We start from the raw sequence: 17257 nt of genomic DNA on the forward strand, positions 1-17257 counted from the left end.
GTCGTCAGCACCTTCGGCAACTTCCCCAGCAACCTGAAAAAGGTATGGCTCGACGTGCTTCTAGGGTAACTTATCCACAGCCTGTTTGCATCTCTGTGGGTTAGAAAGTGCGCGTGTCGGTTAGCTGGCGTTCTGGAGCTGTGCCAGCACGGCGAGGCCATGGCGCTTTTCCTCGGCGTGGGCGATGCGCTTGGCCAGCCATTCCCATTCGTGGAACGGCCAAGCTGGCATGTTGCGGTGCCAGGTTCCGCACACCTCTTGGGCTGGCTCGCACACCCCTGACTCACACCTGATGATGGGCTGGCCGTTGCCCTCGGGTCCGATGAGTCGGACGTAGAGGCTGGGCTGGTCGCACCATGGGCAGTCGGTCTTGAGTCGCTGGCCGACTCCGATTTCGGAGAAGTGGTGCACGAGGCCGGCGCGCAGCCTGGCGACTTCATCTTGGACTGTCTCGCGCAGCTCGGGCAGAAGCTCGTCCACATTTGCGCGCACGTATCGAATGAGCAGCAGCGGGTCATCGTAACGATGGCGTGCAGCTCGGATGATGACGGCATGGTGTTGGAGCTCTTCGGCCATGGCGCGGGCGAGCCTAACCATGGTGGCAGTGAGGTCGATGGCGCGGTCCAGCGCGTCGAGGTGGATGGGTGCCGGTGACTCGCCGAGGGTGAAGGCGCCGCGTTCCAGCTTCTCCAGTCGGGCCAGCTCGTCCAGGCGTCCGCGCTGCTCAAGGGTGAGGGTTGGTTCGCGCCATGGCTTGGGTGTGCCGCGGTGCATAGTGGCGCGGAGGTCTGACCAGCGGTCATAGATCCAGTCAAGATCTTCGGTGACGGTCCTCATTCAAGAGTCCTTTCCGGCTCGGACACTGTTGGGCAAGTGCATGGGCTGTCAGCGCAGTACCTGCAAGGCACCGGACGTTTGGGAATCTCAGCGGCCGGTGTCGCGTCTTGGGTAATCCTGGTCAGTCCGCTGCGCTCGGGGATGTTGGCGTGCATCCCGGGGTGGAGGTCGCTTGCCGCGAGGAGTTCGGCGCCTTCCTCGCACTCGTCAGCGAACTTGTCCAGCTTGTCCAGGACGGCTTGGCCAGCCTGAACCTCGGCGCGCAGCTTGTCCGCCGCCATGCCGGCCATGTCCCGGAGCCGATACAGAACCTCAATCAGGTCGCTCATCGTGGTTTCCTTCCGTTGTGGATGAGGGCTGGCCTACGGGTAAGGCGGGCCCATCGTGTTGCGACTTGGCGGTGTTCGCGCCGGGTTGCGGGGTAGGTGCGGGTAATGGCGAAACTGGTCTGATAATTGCCATAGATACGCTGAGCAGACTCACCGGCTTGTTTCGCGCTTTCGTTCACCTGTTTGAACGCGGCAGTTACGTCGACGAAAACCCCATCGAACACCAGGGTGGCGGCCTGGAGTTCGGCCACCGTCGGCGCTTCTTTCTTTGGCTGGTACGGCAAGAAGTGGATCTGCGCCTTCATGCTGCCTTGTCCTGTTCCTGGTTGTAGTGGTTGCGGTTGCCGTTGATGAGGGCGACGAGTTCGCCAACAGTGAGGGTCACCCATTGGTCCTCGGGCCGGCCTTTGCCGTGGCGTTTGTGGATGATGATGCCTGCGAGTGCTTCGTCGTTCTGGCGTTCGGTCTCGGCTTCAGCGGCCCATCCGGCGAGCGCCATCTTGGCTGTGTTCTTGCATTCGAGGACGATGCGTTGGCCGAGGTGGCGGAGGCCGGCGATGTCGCCGCGATCTTTGGCGCCGTTCTTGACGCGGCGGTCTATGCGGTCGTCGATCTTGGCTGCGAGGTAGTCGGCGATGAGCCGTTCGAAGCTGGATCCCTTTTGACGGTGGTAGGCGCTCACTTGTCGCTCCCTTCGTGCAGAACGGTGAAAGGGCCGTTGACTTCAATGGCCCATGAAGACATGCTCCGGCTCGTCAGCGCTGGGCAGTCCCATTGGTTTTCCTGAGGGGACTTCTTGAGGCAGACGTAAGCAGTGCCGTAAGCGTCAAGTACGACAGCCTCGAAGTGCAGCGAATCGAGTTCTTCCACGGTCGTCACCACGCGCTGTTTGCGAAAGCCAGCTGCCCATATCGCTTCGACCGCTGAGGTTGTTGTCCGGCCGATGATCAACCGTCCGAGTTCCAGGCGTTGGTGGATCGCATCGACGAGCTTGTGGCCTTCCGGGTCGTTGAGCTGCTCGGGGCTGGGGCTAGAAGTCTGGTTGGTCATTGCTGGTCTCCTTGGTGGCTGGTCGTTGGATGAAACCTGGGAATCGTGCGCCGCATTGGTGGGCTGGGATGACCGTGAGGCCATTGTGGTCTGGTGGGCGTGGCCCGTATTTGTGGGCGGCCCGTCGGTCGTTGAGTTCGTAGGCCTGTCCTCGTGGTTTGAGGGTGAAGGTTGGCCGGCCGATGATCATGCAGGCGAGTTCTTGGAGCGGGGAAAGCGGCGTAGGGTCTGCGGTTACCATGCCGGCGCACATGTCCGCGTCCATCCCGTGGAGGGTGAGTTCTTGGCAGGTGGTGCAGCGTTCCCACCTGGCGGCCCGGAAACCGCCGGTCTTGTTTTCCAGGAGCTGCTTGAGCCAGTCGTCTTTCCCTGGCGTGCGTGTGGTGCGCTTCGGCGTGGAGAAGAGAGCTGGCTGGTTCATTTTTCGGTTCGCCCTAACCGAGTGACGCTAGTGACATGAATTTTGTTGAACCGGACCGCGTAGGCGTATGCGCCCGCATCAGCTTGATAAGTCAGATTTCGTGTCACTGTGTCACTAGTAAGGCTGCTTAGGACTTTAGTGACATAACTTTCGTTGCTTGTCCTACGGGCGCGCGCACGTAGGCTATCCGACGAAAGTTGCGTCACTCGTGTCACTCCCCTGATTTCATGCGGAGAATTTGCTGTCACTCGCAAGCTGTCCTGGGCGTGGATGGACCCCTGAATTGGGCATGCGGGTGCCTGGGCGTGCTGGGATACGGCGCCGGATGTCGAGGCCACTACCAGCCTCCTCGGTCGCCGTCGTGGTCATCCTGTTCGGTCTTTGCCGAGAGCAGAGTGACGCCGCCGTATCGTCGGGTGCCTCCAGTTCCTCGGGGCGCTTGTGGGCCTGTCAGGACGCCGTGGCGGCTGATCTGGGATTGGAACGCGCGGCCTCTGAGGGGTGTTTCGCCGTTGTCGAGGCACCAGCGTTCGTAGGCTGCCCTGATGGCTGAGACGTCGGTTGCGAGGTGTGCTGCGGCGTCGCCTGGGTGGAGGGTGCATTCTTCTTCGAGGAACCTGCCAACGGTGTCCACGGAGTGTGCGTAGTCGGCGGTGGCTGCCTTGACGCCTGCCGGCTCTTGTAGGCCTTTGGCTGCGTAGGCTGCGGCTCCTCGGGCTATCCATGCCATGACCGCTGGGCCGTGGTCGCGGGCGAGGATGCCTTGGAGGTCGTCTATTCGTTTGTCGTCGGGGACGGTGTGGGTGAAGGGGATCAGGCGTAGGCGCCTCCAGAATGAGTGTCCGCCGGATTCGACGGCTGGTTGGTGGTTGCCGAGGAGCCACAGCTGGTGGGTTGGTGTGAAGGTGAAGTCGTCCTGGCGCATGAAGCGGGCGGTGAGGGTGTCGCCGCCGGCCAGCAGCTTGACCTTGGCTTCGTCAAAGCGGTCGGTTTCGTTGACTTCGGAGCAAATGACGAACCGGACCCCGGCGAGGCGAGCTATCTCTGTGGTGTGGGCTGAGTAGTTGGTGGCCATGAGGAACCCGTTGGGTGAGGTGGTGGCGTAGTCGCCCAGGACGGCACGGATGGTTTCAAGCAGCACACCCTTGCCATTACCGCCGCCGCCGTAACCGAACGGCAGGAGGTGTTCGCGGACCTCGCCGACGGCCGAGTAGCCGATGAGGCGTTGCATGTAGCCGATAAGCTCCTCACCTTCAGGGAAGGTTTGGGCGAGGAAGGTGTCCCACATGGTGCCGTCCGCGTTGAAGTCCGGCGCGCAGGTGGTGATGCGGGTGTGGAGTTTCGCCGGGTCCGGCGGTGAGAGTCGCCCGGTGCGGAGGTCGATAATGCCGCCGGGGGTGTTGAGCTCCCAGGGGTGGGCGTCGAGCATGTCGATAGTGACGGTGATGCGCGGGTCCGTTTGCGCCTGGGTGAGCATGTCGGAGGTGCCCTTGGCCGAGAGTGCCCGGCGCTTGTGGTTCTGGGCCTCGGTGCCGGCTTCTGGCAAGGCCCTTGCAATAGCTTTGGCATACTCGCGGGCGGCTCCGCCGGTGCCCTGCTGCCACTGCCACACGTTCCCTGACCAGGCGAGCCACCGGCCACGGTCGGAGCAGTACCGTAGACGGTCGCCGTATTCGTCGATGAGTGCCTGGGCGTTGCCGTCGTCGGACCGGGCAAGGGTGACGGTGTCGCGGTGGTCGTCCAACAGGTGTACGGTCGCGAGCGCGTTGTTCCCTGCCGTCTGCATAATTTCGGACGGTTGGTGCATATTCGGGGCCGATGAAACGGTAACGGGCGGTGTTGTGACGAGTTTCCCGGGCAACGGTACGCGGACAGGCCTTTGTGGTTCGGAACCATGGCCGGCCTTCCGGAGCGCCGATGCCGCGGCGGCGTGGTCCCCGCGGTGGTGCAGGAGCGCGTAGGCGCCGAACTTCGTGTACGGGGTTTCCTGCTCAAACTCGGTGGAGGACGTGAAGACGAACAGGCGGTCGCGGTCCTCGGCGTTGCCGGTGGTGGCGGAGATGCCGAGGTTCTTCCCGGGCCTGCGCCAGTAGGTGGTGCGTCCGGAGGTGAAGAGTTTGGTCCAGCCTGCGGGGCCGAGGATGTCCGGCCAGGTGGTCTTGTTCTCGTAGTCGTCGCCGGGCATGACGCCGTCCAATGGATCCCGTTCAACAGGGGTGACGTTGAAGGTGCCCTGCTGGGTTTCCTCGGGCATGGGTTCGTGAAGAGTGCCGAGGATCGAGTGGAACGCCTCGCGTTCGTCGGGGGTGATGGTGGGCATGGATTCCGGCCCGCCGGCCACCCGCACCCAAGGCATCCCGGACGGGTGGACGGTGCCGCCGGATGGGGCCATGACAACGAACCCGCCTTCGGAGCGCGTCTCGGCAAGTACCTGCTTGCGCTGCCTGGGGTTCGCCGCCAGCTCTGTAGCTGTGGACGGGCGGGAAGCGAGTTTGGTGTTGCCGGGGAACTTGAAGTTCTCGGGGTAGTCGATCTTGTAGAACCAGTGCCATCCGCCGGAGGGTGACTGTTCGAGCCAGCCGTTGCAGAGCTTGGCCCAAAGTTCGCCCATGCCGGAGTCGGTGGCGAGTTGCGCGATTTCCGGGAGACGGTCGGCGCCGCGGCCTTCGACTTCGGCCATTTCGACGTTGCCGCTGATGGTGCCGGTGATGATGCCGACGCCGTAGTTGCCGGTGGTGAACCATTCGGCGAGCTTCTGGTGGGAAGCGCGGAGTTCCTGGTATTCCTTCCAGTTGCCGGCGGGGCGTTTGGTGCCGTCGGTCATGACGGGTACGACGGACAGTCCAGCTGCGGCGAGTTGCTGGGCTGCGTGGAGGGTGCTCAACTGGCGGTTTCCTTATCGGTGAGTATCTGGGCCAGCTGCTCTGGTGGAAGCAGCGAGAGTTTGCGTGCGAGGTGCGGGCAGTTGATAGCCAGCTGCGCGAGGCGTTCCAGGGCAGTCATTCCTCGCTCAATGCTGCTTGGATGACGTTCACGGTTACGCACGGCCACACGTCGCCGCATATGCAGTACTTCGGCCCGTAGGTGTCTTGACGATGCAGTGCTTCGACGGCGTCCAGTGCAGCGTGCAGCTTGGCAAGGTCCGTGGGAGCGTGGGCGATGAAGGCTTGGTTTCTTAGTTCTGGGTAAAGCAGTGCCGCGCAATGCAACACTCCTTCCCCGTCTTTGCCTTCAAGGACGCGCCGCGGGTTGCTGTGATCCCATTCCCAAGGCCCGGGGGTGGCTGCTGCCAGGCGGGCTTTCATCTGCTCCCGGCTCATGCGCCTGCTCCGTCGTCGAGGACCTTAGCCGGAAGGTACTTGGCCATTTGATGGTCGGATAGCGGCGCAGTTTCGTAGCCGCACCATTTGTAGTCTCGCTTCTCACTAACGTCGCCGTACTTGTCCCGGATGACGGCGGTGTTGGGCAGGGCGTTCAGTTCTGCCTCGGTGGTGACCGTGCGGGGCTTCGCTTGGGCAGCTTCGTAACCAGCGCAGAAGTGCTTATGGGCCTGCGAGAGTTCCGGCTCAGTCCAGGAACCATACTCCTTCCGGTAGTCGAACCACTCGAGCTGCTTCTCGGATATCTCGGTGCTCATGCTGACTCCTCGATTGCGGTGGTGAGTAGGTGCTTGGCGAAGGCCGCGTTTACCGCGGTGATGGTGACTGGGTCTTGGGCCGGGGTGAAGGTCTCGACCTCCCAGATGCAGCCAGTGCAGGTGTGTACGTTGTTGCCGCTGATGAGGCGGTGGTTGTGGATGTGGGCTGGCACCTGTTCTATGGGCCGGTCCGATTCAAACGCGCGGCCGCACCTGCAACCGGCGAGGAACATCCTGATGTTCCCGGTGCTGATCTGCTTGTTCATGCGAGTGACCCGAGCTTTGCCGAGGGAGGGAGGCCGAGCTTGGCCCGCGCTGCTTTGTGCGCCCAGGGGATGGAGGCGTAGGTGGCTTTGACTCGCTTGGGCTTGGCTCCAGCGCGCTGGATGAGGTCGATGGTCCATCCGCTGGCGTCCGTTGTTGGCTTGATGACGGCTCGGGGGTATCTCTTGATGAATGCGGCGGCGCTCATGCTGCTCGTTTTCCTTTGCTGGCCTGCCGGCCGTTGTCGCGGTTGTCTGTCTTGACGAGAGTGACCAGCTCGCCGCGGCCCATGCGGTGCAGCTGGCGTTCGATGGACTGCCAGGGGTTGCCGAGGCGTTCGGAGATTTCATCGATGCTGGCGCCGGTCTTGTGCATGAACTCGACGTCCTCAGCGATGGTGTCGCGGAGCTTGAGCTTGGTTCCGAACTCCGGCTGGGCGTCGGGGTTGTCGATCGTTTCGTCATCCCATGCCAAGGGTGGTGCCCAGCCGCGGGCCTTGGCGTGGTTGCGGGCCCTTGTGGCGGAGGTCTTGCTATGCCATTCCACGCCGGTCTGTGGTCGGTTCCAGAGCTGGTTGTAGAGGTCCCGGACGGCGAGCGCTTTACGGACGGTGCACTGGTCGGCGTTCATGAAGGTGCCAAAGTTGCGACGGCTTATGCCCAGCTGCTCGCACAGCCGGTTTTGTGACCAGCCGATGGCAACAAGGGCTTGGAGTCTGCGGATGGTGCCGCATGAGTCGATGTAGCGGTTGGGTGCCATGTTCTCCATGGACGGCTTGATGGCCAGGATCTTCGCTGCGGTGTCCTTGTGGACGCGGCGGTAGGCGGTGTGCCCGCGTTCAGTGCGCCCGTAGACGACGGCGGACACGGTGGAGTGTGCCATCCCTGCGATTTTGCCGAGGCGCTTCATGGAAACGCCGGCTTCCATGAGTGCCAGGATGTGGGCGCGGACTTCGGTGGCGTCTACGCGGCCGGTGTCGTAGCGTCCGAAAGCGATCTGCTTGTTCCTGTTGCTCTCCGCCTGGGTGGCAGCGTCGGTGCAGGCGCGGCAGCGGCACTTGTCGACAACGTAGGCGAGGCGGGTGCCGTGGATGTGGTTGGCGATTTTGCACTGGCAGTCACGCTTGACGCCCTCGCGGGTGCGGCGAGCCTCTACCCGGGCAGCGCGGTCCTGAATCTCTTGCTGGCGTTCGCAGGAGTGACGCGCAAGCGACGTGGCTGCGAGGCCCGGGGTGCGGGCGGTTTTGGTGAAGCCGCATTCGTGGGTGACGGTGGTTTCGATTTCGGGGACGCGGCGGCTCATGACTGGGCCTCGGCTTCCTTGGCGACGTCTTCGAGGTGGATGGCGTAGACGTGGGCGTAGTTGGCGAGGGTGGTGTTGGTGTCCCCGACGATTTCCATGAGCTGCCCGGGGCGGGCCTTGGAACGGATGCTGTCCTGTACTTTTTTGGCTGCCTTCTCTGCTTCTTCGCGGAGGGCGAGGATGGTTGCCAGGGAGACGCGGAGGGTCTGTGCTTTGAGGTTGCGGATCTCGCTGACCTGAGCCCAGCGGTTGGTGTAGCCGTCGCCCAAGTACTTGGACAGGTGCAGGTCTTTGATGGTGCCGTCCTGGTTGTGGTTGACCCTGACGATTTCCCAGACGGTCTTGCCGCTGCCGAAGGTGCAGGTTGCACCCATGATTGGGGTTTTCAGCGGGACGCATCCGCATTCTTCACGGACGTCAGGGAGCGAAAGGCCAGCGATTGCGGCATCCATCTCAGCATCTGTGACATCGCCGATGTTGCGGTTGCAGCCGTTGCAGAACCGGTGGACGTGGATAGTGCGGTGCCCATCGGGGTGAACGATGGTAGGGGTGAAGTTGCGAGCCATTGCTGTGGCTCCTTTCGGTTTGGTGGTGAGGTTGGTTGTCGTGGTGGTGGGCCTGCCCGGATTCGAACCGGGTCCCGGTGCTTACTTCCGCAGGGGGAATTGGTTTCAGCGGGTGGGTTGCCTATCAGGCCCTGGGTTCTGGCACAGCCCCAGGCGCGTTGGCCAGGTAACGAGGCTGTGCCAGTTTCCTGGGGGGTGTTAGCCAGCGTTCAAGTAGAGGAAGTCCCGCTGTGCCGTGTAGTCGCTGACCTCTTCAGCGACGATGTTGAAGGCGTCCTCGATGACCTTCTCCGGGTCCTGCAGCTTGTATCCGAGCGTGAGCTGCGAGCCCTGGAGTCGGTACCGGAAGATCGCCTGCACCTTGTACGTCTCGCCGTCCTTGAACGGGCGCAACGCAAGGGTGATCTTCTCGGGGATACTGAGCTGCCCAACACTGCCGGCCGAGGCCGTGGTGTTCTCGCGGTACCCGAACTGGACATTGCCGTCGGAGAGGCGGGTGCCAGACTCGAACTCCACGCCGCGCTTCACCTGGAGGGACTGCGCGATTTCGAGGATGTCCGCGCTGGACGGTTCCACGATGTCCTTGGCGTTGTCCTCGATGAACTCGGCGAAGTCAGCTTGGAGCATGAGCTTGCCGGACCGGCTGGCCCACCGCTCCCATTCCAAGGACTTGGACAGCTTGAGGGTGGCCGTATGGTCTGCCCATCCGGGGTTCTCCGAGTCGCCTGCGTTGAGGACTGCGCGGAACGTGCCGTCATTCAGGTTGGCAATGACTTCGGTTTCCTCAGTGAGTCCGTGCTTGTCCAGGTACTGCTGGAAGGACCCGAATCCGGAGACTGTGATCTGCCCCTTCTTGCGACGTGGCTGCGCGTGGTACTCGTCAGTGTCGATCTTGCGGACACCACCGGCGCCGTCGGCAATAAGGTAGATCTTCCCGGCTTCCAGCTCGGAGGGATCGTGGGCCTGCTGTGCGTATTCGGCGACGGTCGCGGCTTCGGTGCGTGCTTCGGTCATGATCAGTTGACTTCCTTGAGCTTGCGGACTTCGGCGGGTGCGGAGACGTCGCGGAGTCCTTCGAGTTCGGGCTGGTTGGGGTTGGAGCGGGAGAGGTTCCCGGAGTCGTCCTTGAAGTAGATGCGGGTGCCTCGGTCGTGTGCGGGGACCTTGACGGTGACGTTGTCGCTGATGCGGAAGACGCCGGTGGCCTTCTTGTCGGGATCGACTTTGATGACGAGGGTGACGGAGCCGGCCTTGCCGGTTTCCTCTACTGCCTGAATGACCTGGTGCAGTCCTTCGGTGAGTTCCTCATGTGCCCGGCCTTGCTGGGCGAGGAAGTCTGCGAAGGGTTTGGCGTGCTGTTCAGTCACGGTTCTTCCTTTACGAGTGCGGGGTTTCGGACGAATGGGTTAGGTGCTGCGACTGCCTGTGGTGCTTGTTCGGTGCGGGGTGGGAGGTCCGGCCAGTGGTTTGGCTGGAAGGCGATTGCTGCCGCCTGCTCGTGGAACTCCCTCTGTGTGAGTGGGAAGTTCTTGTGCGGACCGCTCACAGTTCGACTGGAAGGGGGGCTGCCTTCTTGGCCGAGGGCATCCGGACGGACGTGAATCCGCGAGCGACAGAGGCTTGGAGGTAGCCGCCCTCGATAATCCCTGCGAAGCTCAGCGCCTCGAGCAGACGGCGGTACTGCAACCAGGTCAGTTCCTTGTCCAGATATAGGTGGAAGTGCCCCGGGGTTGACGAGGGAAGTGCTGAGACGGGGAAGTCAACATCAAAGATCGGCCGATGCAAGGGAACTGTGTCCCCGATCTTCTGGCCGGTGAGAGAGAGGACCACCTCTGCGTGACCGGGTTCGTCGACGAACTCTGTGTCAGCGTCGTAGTCACCTTCGGTGGCCACGTGCTTGAGCTCTTCATTCGTCAGGTCTCCGTCCTTGTTGTAGACGGATTCGGTGCGGACCGCGAGCTTCCCCAGCTGATGGTTACGGGCGAACTCAGGGAGTTCTTCTCGTGTAGGCATTCTTTTTTCCTTTGGGTTGAGGTTGGTTGCGGTGCCCGGCCGGCTGCTTGACCGGGCACCGCGGGTTGGGCTGGTGTTTAGGCGATGCCGCGGATTGCTGCGATGGCCGGCAGCGGTGCACCTGTGGTGGCGTTGATGGTGTTGTCATCCATGCCCTGGGCAATGAGTGCCTGGACCTGGACGGCGTCCCATCCCCCGCTTTGCTGAGCGGGTGCCTGCTGCTGCACTGGCGGCTGCTGGAACTGCTGCACCGGAGCTGCCTGCTGCTGCGGTGCGATTTCGCCGGTGTTGGTGTTCACCTGCACCGGCGGCTGGTAAGCCTGCGGAACCTGCGGTGCCGCCTGGACAGGGGCTGCCGGCGGCTGAGTCCATGCGGGTGCCTGCTGCTGCACTGGCGGCTGCTGGAACTGCTGCACCGGAGCTGCCTGCTGCTGCGGGGGCGGGTTGAACTCGTTGTACTGCTGTACTGGCGCCGGCTGTTGGGCGGGATGGGCTTGCGACTGCTGGAACGCTCCCCCACCCGGTGCCGGCACTTGGTACTGGGCCGCGTAAAGCTTGCGCGGGTTCTGCGGGTTCTTGGACTCCGGATCAAACTGGGTGAAGGTGAGAACAAGGAATCCGCCAGGGAGCGGTGTCTGCGCGCCGACGGCTTCGCAGGCGTCCATGATGGCTGCCAGCTGGCCGCCCTGCTTCTGGTTGACCGTGACGACGACTGTGCGGAGACCGGTGTCCTCGGGGTCCTGAGGGTCGCGGTCCTGAGTCTGGACCGTAACCCAGACCTCCATGACCGGATCTCCGGAGGGCCAAGTGTCCAGTTCGCGCTTTGCCTTGGGGTCCGGGTTCCACTTGGTGGCCTGTTTCTGGTCACTGATCTCGGTGATGATGCCGGCCACCGTGGCGCCGGGCTGGGGGAAGGTGGCGAACTTGCTGTTTCCGCGCTTCTTGAAAGCGTCGAGTCCGTTGCCGTTCATTTGCTTAGTTCTCCTGTTACTTGGTTAGCGTCGTGCGAAGGGGTTGGTTTGCTGAAGCTGGGCCACTCTGTTCTGCGGGGCGCACCAGGTGCAGAACCTGTCGTCGCAGAGCGGATACAGGCTGAGCGCCTGTTCCAGACCGATGGCCTTTTGTAGGCCGTCGAGCTGGTTCATCCGAGCCAGTGCGTTGAGGGCGATGCCCTCGTTGTAGGGCTCGGACCAGACGTAGGAATCGGACAGTTCGCCGTCCCTGGGGATGAAGAAGATCATCACCAAATCGACCTTGAAACCCTCCAAGTCCCATCCGCGCCCGTAGAGGTGGGCTTGGGTCCGGTACTGGTTGCTAGGGCCCTTGGAGCGGTAGTGCTTGAGTCGGCTTGGACCAACGAACTTCCAGTCACCAACGGCGTGGCCCCAGGTGTCGAAGAGGTCCGTGGATCCGGTGTGGTCCTCGCCGCTGATCTGGCCAACGACAACGGACTCTTCGCACATCCATCGGTTCTCTTCGGATGCGCCGGCGGCAGCTGCCTTCTTGAACCAGCGCTCCTGCTGGTCGTGAAGGGCTGTACCAACCTGCGGCTTCCATGCGGGACCGCGGGGAGGTTCCGGGGTGCGTGCCAGCTTGTGCAGGATCGCCCGGTTGCAGTCGATACCCATCTCGGAAGGGCCAATGCGCTTTTGGAGCGAGCGCGGCTGGTTGACCATTTCCTCGATCATGATGTCGAACGCCTGGTCCGCGATGCTCTTGGCCCGTGCTCCGAACTCGTGGTCTGCGTCGAGGTAGTAGGAGTGCTTGTGGCGCACTCCCTCCGCGTTGACCAGGGTCACTGGTCGTCTCCGCCGAAGCCCCACAGGTCGCCAGCGTTCTCGTCGCCATCGTTGATACTGACGGTGATGGTTGACCCTTCCTCGTCGATAACGGCGGACATCTTGTGGTCCGTGTTGGCAGTTACGTGCTTCATTGCTGCCTGGACGTCCTGCGATTCCTCCGGGCAGGAGTCACAGGTCAGCGTTTTCTCGGTGGCGCTCACTTGATGGCAACCTTGGGATCGCCGGTGCCCTCAACCATGAACTGGTCCTTGATCTTGGGCGGAAGTGCTGCACTGTCGATCACTGCCTTGTAGAGTGCAGGGTTCACCTCTACTGGGTAGGACTTCATGAACGCGTCCGCGTCGAACGAACGGTTCGGGTTGGTGATACTCACTGTGATGTTGCCGAACTTGTGCTTCCCCACGGGGAGCAGCTGGCGGACCGTGGCCTTGAGGCTGTCAATCTCGGCCACGTGCTTCTTGGCCTCGGCGGCGAGGGCTGCGACGTCGGCTTCGTGCTGTGCGATGAGCGAAGCTACCCAGGTGACTTGCTCTTCGAGTGTGCCAGCGGGGAGTCCGTTGGTGGTCGTTGCTTCGGTGGTCATGTTATTCCTTGTCTGGTGTTAGAGCTGTTCGTCGTTGTCGTCATATGGGGCCTCGGTTGGCCCGGTTACGACTAGGAGGGTGGCTACGGCTGCGAAGAGGATGAGCACTCCGGCCATTGCCCAGAATCCGGGGACTTCCCAGAAGGCGTCGATGTTGCTCATGCCTTAGCCGATTTCCCTGCGAGCGGTTCACGGTGGGCGCGGTACTTGGCTTTGCCCTTGCGGAGCCGTGCCCGTTCGACGGCTTCCTGGCTGCGGTGGTAGCGCTCGGCCCAGTGCTCCATGTACGAGGTGCGGCTGGTGTCAGCCCTGCGCCCCTGCGTCGGGGTAGCTTCGGCCTGCGCTGCGACGCTCATGCGGCTATCCGAGTAGTGCGGGCCTCGACCCAGGCGCGGAGGCTGTCATCGCGGATGCGCAGCTTCTTCTGACTGTCGGTGCCCAGGTTTACCGTGGGAATCTCGTTGCCGCGGATCCGCTCGTACAGGAAGTTGAGCGATACGCCGAGCTGCTTGGCCGCGTCGGCCACGGTGTGCAACGGCAGAGCCGAGGACGGGAGTGTTTCTGTGGAGGTAGACAAGGTATGCTCCTTGGTGAGGTTGGTTTTCAACAGAGTCCCTCGCCTAGTTGCTGCTAGGCGGGGGACTTTTTTATTCGCTGTAGCCGGAGCCTGGCGCCGGGGCGATGATCCGCATGACTGGCACTTCCAGCCAGTTGGCAATTTCTTCGAGCTCGTTGATGGTCATGTATCCGTCGCCGTTCAGACGCCTTACTGCGGTGGTCCGGGAGACGTTCAACTTCTTGGCGAGGTCAGGGATGCTGAGTTGCTTGGCACCCATGAGGCCCCTGATTTCGGTGGCCACTTTCTCGGCGGCCGTTGCGGGTGGCTTATTGAGTACTGTCTCGGTGGTTTCCAAGTAGTGCGCTTCCTTCGTATGAGTACTTCGAGGGGGGTAAACAGGTATGAACCATGCTGGAAACCTAACCGATATGAGTAAGAAGAGCAACTCACGGGGTTAAGTGAGCGTGTTTAAGCTTAATCGTGCGTATATACGTTTATGTGTGTATGCTGAGCTAGTTAACGACGCCATATGGGTTAAATGGGGCGTCTAGAGAGTCGATTGAGTGGGAGATGGGTTAGTGTCTATGAATATGCCGCTAGGAAAAGAAGATAAATCTGGTCCGCTTGCCGTTGCTGTAGCCGCCGAGGTGCGCGCAGCCATGGGCAGAGCCCGCGTCAGCGGGAACCAGCTCTCAAAAATGACCGGAATGTCCCAGAACTACATAGCGACTCGCCTTCGCGATGAAGCTGCCTTCACCATCAGTGACATTCAGAAGATCTGCGACGCCTTAGGCGAGGACTACAGGACCCTGTTTATGGCTGCCACGGATCGTCTCCAGGCAGAGCAGGGCCAGGACTAACCCATGGAAACCGCAGCCCCGAAGAGCCCCAGTGACTCCAAGGTCGAGCCGCATCAACTGATCGGCTACCTTATGGCCGAGCTTGAATCCCGAGGCACGATCACTGTCGACGCCTGGAACACAGCCGTCGATAACCTCGCCGGTACAAAAAACTTCGCCGCATGAGTTCGTCAGAAGACCCCACCCGCCGGCCAAACGGCGAGGGCACCGCTCCGCGGCGACTCACTGATGGGCGCTGGAAGGCATACCTCCGCAACGGTCGAGACTCCAACGGCAAGCTGCAGCGTGTAGTTGTCTACGGAGCAACCGAAAAAGAATGCAGCAAGAATCTCCGCGCCGCCATCAGCAACCGCGAAAACGGATTGCTCAGCGACGGGCGCCCGCCCACCCTGGGTGAGTGGATGGAGCACTGGCTTGAGAACATCGCCCCTACCAAGGTGCGCCCGCGAACCCTTGTTGGTTACCGCAGCTACGTGCGCAACTGGGTAGATACCTCCAAAGTTGCCAAGACGCGTCTGGATAAACTGACGCCCGAGCACCTCGAGCAGCTCTACAAGCCGATGCGCGATGCCGGCCGCTCCGAGTCCACTGTCGCGCAGCTGCATCGCATACTTTCCCGCGCGCTCACCGTAGCTGTCCGCCGCGGGCGAATCGCCACCAACCCGGCCCAGCGCATGGACGCTCCACAGCAGGCAGCCTTCGAGCCGGAGATCCTATCCCCCGATGACGCGCGGAAGCTGCGAGTCGCTGCGGAGAACAGTGAAGGCGGCGCACGCTGGCTCATCGCCCTTGCCCTCGGCCTGCGCCAGGGCGAAGCGCTCGGCCTTGCCTGGGACAAGATCGACCTCGACGGCGGGCAGATCCACGTCCACCGCGAGCTGTACTCGCTGCCCTGGAAGCACGGCTGCCCGAAGTCCGAGTCGGACCCGAAGGCCAAGAAGCCGTGCGGCCGTCGCGCGGACCACTGCAAGGAGCGCCACTCTGGCGGACGGTTCGTCGGTGCGCCTAAGTCGGATGCCGGCAAGCGAACCGTGCCGCTGCCCGAGCAGCTCGTGCCCACCCTCAAGAAGCACCGCGAAGAGCAGCTGCGTGCCCGAACCGAAGAGGGCACTCGGTGGAAGGGTTTCACGGCCGCCGGCGGAGAGAAGCTGGACCTTGTGTTCTGCCAGCGCAACGGCAACGCTGTCCAAGCCTCCAAGGACTGGCAGGCATGGCAAGCCTTCCTAAAGGCCTCGGGTGTGCCGGCGGTCCGAGTGCACGACGCCAGGCACACCGCCGCCACCCTGCTCCTCCTGATGGGGGTGGATGGACGTGTGGTCATGGACATCATGGGATGGTCCGTGGCGTCCATGCTCAAGCGCTACCAGCACGTCCTCGACGTCATGCGCGTCGAGGCTGCCAAGAAGATGGGAGACGCCCTCTGGGCAGCCCCGGCCGAGCCCGAACCGACCAATGGTGGCGTGGTGTCCATGGCAGACTTCCGCGCCCGCAGGAAAGCCTGACGTCACGCGATTTGTATGCGTTACGGAAGTGGACCTATCCTGCACTGAGCAGAGGTTAAGGCCCCGGTTGGATTTATTTCCAGCCGGGGTCTTTTTTGTCTGCCCTGTCATTTACGTTGAAGTTTCAAACCGAGGGGGTTTTATTGATGGTTGATCAGATTCGGCCTGTTATGGGATACGGGCCGAACGGGTGCACGCTGGCCGTCGCACGCGGGGAAGGCGAGTTCGGCACTATTGCCGAGCGCGTCGAGATTGACGGAGGCGAGGTGTGGGAAATCCATTGGCCGGACGGTATGACGGACCTTTGGTTTCAGGCATCAAGCAGCTAATGGCAACCAAAATGGCAACCACCAACATGGTGAGGGCGCCGCTCGGTTGAAACAGAAAGACCCCCGAATCCCTTTGTTCGCAAGGGTTTCGGGGGTCTTTTTGTTTGTGCCCCAGGTGGGACTCGAACCCACAACACGCGGATTTTAAGTCCGCTGCCTCTGCCAATTGGGCTACTGGGGCGCCCGCACCATGGTATCCCAGCTATAGCCCGTTGAACGGCTCCGCGTAGCGGAAGGTGCCCCGGACGCCGTCGGGCCATTCCGGCAGGGTCAGCAACTGGAAGTGGTCGCCCCACATCGCCTCAGGCGGTTGCACACCCACAGAGGTGGCAGGCACGTAGCCGAAGCGTGGGTAATAGAGCGGACTGCCCAGCAGTGCGATTCCGGGTTCTCCACGTGCTGTGGCGCGGGCCGCGGTCTCGCGCATCAGGGCTGAACCGACCCCCCGCTTCTGGAAGTGGGGAAGCACGCCTATGGGGCCGAGGGCAATGAGCTCCAGCTCCCCGATCCAGCCCCGCGTGCTGATCGCGTGGCCCACAATCTCCCCACCCATTTCCGCCACGATGCTGAACTCCGGAATGTACTCCGCGCACTCGAACAGCTCGCGCAGGAGCCCGACTTCGATCGGCGTGCCCTCGACAGGCTCGCCCGTCACTGGTGAGACGGCGAACGCGTTGGCTGTCAGCTCCAGGATCTCTTCCCGGTCCTCGGGCCGCTCAGATCGCAGGACGACACCACGAGCAAGCAGCCGGAGGACGTCCATGGCCCGTTCGGCATCGGCGGAAGGCACCAGGAGGTGGTCATGGTGGAAGCCGGCCAGGACATTGCAGCTGATCCCGGCGTGCGTCAACGCGGCGCTGACGGCAGCGGTGAGTCCTACGGCTTCAAGGGCCGAATGGACCTGGAGCGTGATCCACGTGGCGACAAAGTCGTACCTCAGGCCCAAAGAGTCCGCTTCGTCCCGCCGCAGGACAACCGTGAGGCCCTCGGCTTCGCGAACTGCCGCTTCGACGCCGCCCTCCAGGGGCCTGCCGTGCGGCCACAAGGCGTAAACGTAATCGCCCTCGCGGGCCACGGGGTGAAGGGATTCCAGCAGCGTCTTCAGATCGGTTTCACCGGACATGAAGACAGTCTAGGGGCGCAATGACCCGCGACCACCGTAACGCTACTGCTTAAACGCCGACGGCGACCACTCCCTGAAAG

The 17257-nt window shown here is 62.5% G+C and carries 29 protein-coding genes and 2 tRNA genes; 3 read left to right on the forward strand and 28 right to left on the reverse strand.

What is annotated here, in order from left to right; all coding sequences use genetic code 11:
• Positions 1-120 precede the first annotated feature (120 nt).
• From ACSSVG_RS03350 to ACSSVG_RS03475, 26 genes are all read right to left on the reverse strand, one after another.
• The gene (locus ACSSVG_RS03350) at positions 121-837 is read right to left on the reverse strand and encodes a hypothetical protein (RefSeq protein WP_492417277.1); all 717 of its coding nucleotides are present in this window, start codon (positions 835-837) and stop codon (positions 121-123) included.
• Complete coding sequence (locus ACSSVG_RS03355; RefSeq protein WP_492417279.1) at positions 834-1166, reverse strand: hypothetical protein; 333 nt, start codon at positions 1164-1166, stop codon at positions 834-836. Before ACSSVG_RS03355 ends, ACSSVG_RS03350 begins: the two co-directional genes overlap by 4 nt.
• Positions 1163-1471, reverse strand: coding sequence for a hypothetical protein (locus ACSSVG_RS03360; RefSeq protein WP_492417281.1), 309 nt, complete (start codon positions 1469-1471; stop codon positions 1163-1165). The genes ACSSVG_RS03355 and ACSSVG_RS03360 overlap by 4 nt, the downstream gene beginning before the upstream one ends.
• Positions 1468-1848 (reverse strand): hypothetical protein, encoded by a 381-nt coding sequence (locus tag ACSSVG_RS03365; protein ID WP_492417283.1) that lies wholly within the window; start codon positions 1846-1848, stop codon positions 1468-1470. The genes ACSSVG_RS03360 and ACSSVG_RS03365 overlap by 4 nt, the downstream gene beginning before the upstream one ends.
• Positions 1845-2216, reverse strand: a complete 372-nt coding sequence (locus tag ACSSVG_RS03370) for a hypothetical protein (RefSeq protein ID WP_492417285.1) — start codon at positions 2214-2216, stop codon at positions 1845-1847. The genes ACSSVG_RS03365 and ACSSVG_RS03370 overlap by 4 nt, the downstream gene beginning before the upstream one ends.
• Positions 2197-2637 carry a hypothetical protein gene (locus ACSSVG_RS03375; protein WP_492417287.1) on the reverse strand — a complete coding sequence of 147 codons (441 nt, stop codon included), beginning with the start codon at positions 2635-2637 and terminating at the stop codon, positions 2197-2199. Before ACSSVG_RS03375 ends, ACSSVG_RS03370 begins: the two co-directional genes overlap by 20 nt.
• A 337-nt stretch (positions 2638-2974) precedes the next feature.
• Positions 2975-5521 (reverse strand): phage/plasmid primase, P4 family, encoded by a 2547-nt coding sequence (locus ACSSVG_RS03380; protein WP_492417289.1) that lies wholly within the window; start codon positions 5519-5521, stop codon positions 2975-2977.
• Entirely contained in the window at positions 5518-5640 is a 123-nt protein-coding gene (locus tag ACSSVG_RS03385; protein WP_492417290.1) for a hypothetical protein, read from the reverse strand. Before ACSSVG_RS03385 ends, ACSSVG_RS03380 begins: the two co-directional genes overlap by 4 nt.
• Positions 5637-5957 carry a hypothetical protein gene (locus ACSSVG_RS03390; protein WP_492417291.1) on the reverse strand — a complete coding sequence of 107 codons (321 nt, stop codon included), beginning with the start codon at positions 5955-5957 and terminating at the stop codon, positions 5637-5639. The genes ACSSVG_RS03385 and ACSSVG_RS03390 overlap by 4 nt, the downstream gene beginning before the upstream one ends.
• Positions 5954-6274 (reverse strand): hypothetical protein, encoded by a 321-nt coding sequence (locus ACSSVG_RS03395; protein WP_492417293.1) that lies wholly within the window; start codon positions 6272-6274, stop codon positions 5954-5956. Before ACSSVG_RS03395 ends, ACSSVG_RS03390 begins: the two co-directional genes overlap by 4 nt.
• Entirely contained in the window at positions 6271-6540 is a 270-nt protein-coding gene (locus ACSSVG_RS03400) for a hypothetical protein (protein WP_492417295.1), read from the reverse strand. The genes ACSSVG_RS03395 and ACSSVG_RS03400 overlap by 4 nt, the downstream gene beginning before the upstream one ends.
• On the reverse strand, positions 6537-6746 hold the full coding sequence (locus tag ACSSVG_RS03405; protein WP_492417297.1) for a hypothetical protein: 210 nt from the start codon (positions 6744-6746) through the stop codon (positions 6537-6539). Before ACSSVG_RS03405 ends, ACSSVG_RS03400 begins: the two co-directional genes overlap by 4 nt.
• Entirely contained in the window at positions 6743-7840 is a 1098-nt protein-coding gene (locus tag ACSSVG_RS03410; protein WP_492417299.1) for a hypothetical protein, read from the reverse strand. Before ACSSVG_RS03410 ends, ACSSVG_RS03405 begins: the two co-directional genes overlap by 4 nt.
• Positions 7837-8406 carry a hypothetical protein gene (locus ACSSVG_RS03415; RefSeq protein ID WP_492417301.1) on the reverse strand — a complete coding sequence of 190 codons (570 nt, stop codon included), beginning with the start codon at positions 8404-8406 and terminating at the stop codon, positions 7837-7839. Before ACSSVG_RS03415 ends, ACSSVG_RS03410 begins: the two co-directional genes overlap by 4 nt.
• 44 nt (positions 8407-8450) lie before the next feature.
• Positions 8451-8538, reverse strand: a tRNA-OTHER gene (locus ACSSVG_RS03420).
• 66 nt (positions 8539-8604) lie between these two features.
• Positions 8605-9420: a DUF2303 family protein gene (locus tag ACSSVG_RS03425; RefSeq protein ID WP_492417302.1), complete on the reverse strand. Its 816-nt coding sequence runs from the start codon at positions 9418-9420 to the stop codon at positions 8605-8607.
• Positions 9421-9422: 2 nt separating this feature from the next.
• Positions 9423-9773: a YfdP family phage-associated protein gene (locus ACSSVG_RS03430; protein ID WP_492417304.1), complete on the reverse strand. Its 351-nt coding sequence runs from the start codon at positions 9771-9773 to the stop codon at positions 9423-9425.
• Between the two features lie 175 nt (positions 9774-9948).
• Positions 9949-10419 carry a hypothetical protein gene (locus ACSSVG_RS03435; protein WP_492417305.1) on the reverse strand — a complete coding sequence of 157 codons (471 nt, stop codon included), beginning with the start codon at positions 10417-10419 and terminating at the stop codon, positions 9949-9951.
• Between the two features lie 77 nt (positions 10420-10496).
• Positions 10497-11390 carry a hypothetical protein gene (locus ACSSVG_RS03440; RefSeq protein WP_492417307.1) on the reverse strand — a complete coding sequence of 298 codons (894 nt, stop codon included), beginning with the start codon at positions 11388-11390 and terminating at the stop codon, positions 10497-10499.
• A gap of 24 nt (positions 11391-11414) precedes the next feature.
• Positions 11415-12218: a hypothetical protein gene (locus tag ACSSVG_RS03445; RefSeq protein WP_492417308.1), complete on the reverse strand. Its 804-nt coding sequence runs from the start codon at positions 12216-12218 to the stop codon at positions 11415-11417.
• Entirely contained in the window at positions 12215-12421 is a 207-nt protein-coding gene (locus ACSSVG_RS03450) for a hypothetical protein (RefSeq protein WP_492417310.1), read from the reverse strand. The genes ACSSVG_RS03445 and ACSSVG_RS03450 overlap by 4 nt, the downstream gene beginning before the upstream one ends.
• Positions 12418-12804: a hypothetical protein gene (locus ACSSVG_RS03455; RefSeq protein ID WP_492417312.1), complete on the reverse strand. Its 387-nt coding sequence runs from the start codon at positions 12802-12804 to the stop codon at positions 12418-12420. The genes ACSSVG_RS03450 and ACSSVG_RS03455 overlap by 4 nt, the downstream gene beginning before the upstream one ends.
• Before the next feature lie 18 nt (positions 12805-12822).
• On the reverse strand, positions 12823-12966 hold the full coding sequence (locus tag ACSSVG_RS03460) for a hypothetical protein (protein WP_492417314.1): 144 nt from the start codon (positions 12964-12966) through the stop codon (positions 12823-12825).
• Positions 12963-13160: a hypothetical protein gene (locus tag ACSSVG_RS03465; protein ID WP_492417315.1), complete on the reverse strand. Its 198-nt coding sequence runs from the start codon at positions 13158-13160 to the stop codon at positions 12963-12965. The genes ACSSVG_RS03460 and ACSSVG_RS03465 overlap by 4 nt, the downstream gene beginning before the upstream one ends.
• Entirely contained in the window at positions 13157-13381 is a 225-nt protein-coding gene (locus ACSSVG_RS03470; protein ID WP_492417317.1) for a helix-turn-helix domain-containing protein, read from the reverse strand. The genes ACSSVG_RS03465 and ACSSVG_RS03470 overlap by 4 nt, the downstream gene beginning before the upstream one ends.
• A 70-nt stretch (positions 13382-13451) precedes the next feature.
• Positions 13452-13718: a helix-turn-helix domain-containing protein gene (locus ACSSVG_RS03475; protein ID WP_492417319.1), complete on the reverse strand. Its 267-nt coding sequence runs from the start codon at positions 13716-13718 to the stop codon at positions 13452-13454.
• A 352-nt stretch (positions 13719-14070) separates the two neighbouring features.
• On the opposite strand from ACSSVG_RS03475, the gene ACSSVG_RS03480 reads away from it, so the two are divergent.
• From ACSSVG_RS03480 to ACSSVG_RS03490, 3 genes are read left to right on the forward strand one after another with little or no spacing between them, the layout of a single operon-like run.
• The gene (locus tag ACSSVG_RS03480; protein WP_492417321.1) at positions 14071-14223 is read left to right on the forward strand and encodes a helix-turn-helix domain-containing protein; all 153 of its coding nucleotides are present in this window, start codon (positions 14071-14073) and stop codon (positions 14221-14223) included.
• A 3-nt stretch (positions 14224-14226) separates the two neighbouring features.
• Entirely contained in the window at positions 14227-14388 is a 162-nt protein-coding gene (locus tag ACSSVG_RS03485; protein ID WP_492417323.1) for a hypothetical protein, read from the forward strand.
• Positions 14385-15725, forward strand: a complete 1341-nt coding sequence (locus ACSSVG_RS03490) for a tyrosine-type recombinase/integrase (protein WP_492417324.1) — start codon at positions 14385-14387, stop codon at positions 15723-15725. Before ACSSVG_RS03485 ends, ACSSVG_RS03490 begins: the two co-directional genes overlap by 4 nt.
• A 436-nt stretch (positions 15726-16161) precedes the next feature.
• Here the strand turns inward: ACSSVG_RS03490 and ACSSVG_RS03495 are convergent.
• A tRNA-Leu gene (locus ACSSVG_RS03495) sits at positions 16162-16235 on the reverse strand.
• A 21-nt stretch (positions 16236-16256) separates the two neighbouring features.
• Positions 16257-17177 carry an N-acetyltransferase gene (locus ACSSVG_RS03500; RefSeq protein WP_231342434.1) on the reverse strand — a complete coding sequence of 307 codons (921 nt, stop codon included), beginning with the start codon at positions 17175-17177 and terminating at the stop codon, positions 16257-16259.
• Between the last annotated feature and the right edge of the window lie 80 nt (positions 17178-17257).

Source organism: Paenarthrobacter sp. E2MeOHC11, assembly GCF_058744955.1.

Bases quoted from the DNA above. Each gene is read 5' to 3' on its own strand.
- ACSSVG_RS03455 (WP_492417312.1), bottom strand. From the start codon at position 12,804: ATGACCACCGAAGCAACGACCACCAACGGACTCCCCGCTGGCACACTC.
- ACSSVG_RS03350 (WP_492417277.1), bottom strand. From the start codon at position 837: ATGAGGACCGTCACCGAAGATCTTGACTGGATCTATGACCGCTGGTCA.
- ACSSVG_RS03390 (WP_492417291.1), bottom strand. From the start codon at position 5,957: ATGAGCCGGGAGCAGATGAAAGCCCGCCTGGCAGCAGCCACCCCCGGG.
- ACSSVG_RS03425 (WP_492417302.1), bottom strand. From the start codon at position 9,420: ATGACCGAAGCACGCACCGAAGCCGCGACCGTCGCCGAATACGCACAG.
- ACSSVG_RS03480 (WP_492417321.1), top strand. From the start codon at position 14,071: ATGTCCCAGAACTACATAGCGACTCGCCTTCGCGATGAAGCTGCCTTC.
- ACSSVG_RS03405 (WP_492417297.1), bottom strand. From the start codon at position 6,746: ATGAGCGCCGCCGCATTCATCAAGAGATACCCCCGAGCCGTCATCAAG.
- ACSSVG_RS03400 (WP_492417295.1), bottom strand. From the start codon at position 6,540: ATGAACAAGCAGATCAGCACCGGGAACATCAGGATGTTCCTCGCCGGT.
- ACSSVG_RS03440 (WP_492417307.1), bottom strand. From the start codon at position 11,390: ATGAACGGCAACGGACTCGACGCTTTCAAGAAGCGCGGAAACAGCAAG.
- ACSSVG_RS03375 (WP_492417287.1), bottom strand. From the start codon at position 2,637: ATGAACCAGCCAGCTCTCTTCTCCACGCCGAAGCGCACCACACGCACG.
- ACSSVG_RS03490 (WP_492417324.1), top strand. From the start codon at position 14,385: ATGAGTTCGTCAGAAGACCCCACCCGCCGGCCAAACGGCGAGGGCACC.
- ACSSVG_RS03485 (WP_492417323.1), top strand. From the start codon at position 14,227: ATGGAAACCGCAGCCCCGAAGAGCCCCAGTGACTCCAAGGTCGAGCCG.
- ACSSVG_RS03460 (WP_492417314.1), bottom strand. From the start codon at position 12,966: ATGAGCAACATCGACGCCTTCTGGGAAGTCCCCGGATTCTGGGCAATG.
- ACSSVG_RS03385 (WP_492417290.1), bottom strand. From the start codon at position 5,640: ATGACTGCCCTGGAACGCCTCGCGCAGCTGGCTATCAACTGCCCGCAC.
- ACSSVG_RS03435 (WP_492417305.1), bottom strand. From the start codon at position 10,419: ATGCCTACACGAGAAGAACTCCCTGAGTTCGCCCGTAACCATCAGCTG.
- ACSSVG_RS03415 (WP_492417301.1), bottom strand. From the start codon at position 8,406: ATGGCTCGCAACTTCACCCCTACCATCGTTCACCCCGATGGGCACCGC.
- ACSSVG_RS03410 (WP_492417299.1), bottom strand. From the start codon at position 7,840: ATGAGCCGCCGCGTCCCCGAAATCGAAACCACCGTCACCCACGAATGC.
- ACSSVG_RS03500 (WP_231342434.1), bottom strand. From the start codon at position 17,177: ATGTCCGGTGAAACCGATCTGAAGACGCTGCTGGAATCCCTTCACCCC.
- ACSSVG_RS03395 (WP_492417293.1), bottom strand. From the start codon at position 6,274: ATGAGCACCGAGATATCCGAGAAGCAGCTCGAGTGGTTCGACTACCGG.
- ACSSVG_RS03355 (WP_492417279.1), bottom strand. From the start codon at position 1,166: ATGAGCGACCTGATTGAGGTTCTGTATCGGCTCCGGGACATGGCCGGC.
- ACSSVG_RS03465 (WP_492417315.1), bottom strand. From the start codon at position 13,160: ATGAGCGTCGCAGCGCAGGCCGAAGCTACCCCGACGCAGGGGCGCAGG.
- ACSSVG_RS03370 (WP_492417285.1), bottom strand. From the start codon at position 2,216: ATGACCAACCAGACTTCTAGCCCCAGCCCCGAGCAGCTCAACGACCCG.
- ACSSVG_RS03360 (WP_492417281.1), bottom strand. From the start codon at position 1,471: ATGAAGGCGCAGATCCACTTCTTGCCGTACCAGCCAAAGAAAGAAGCG.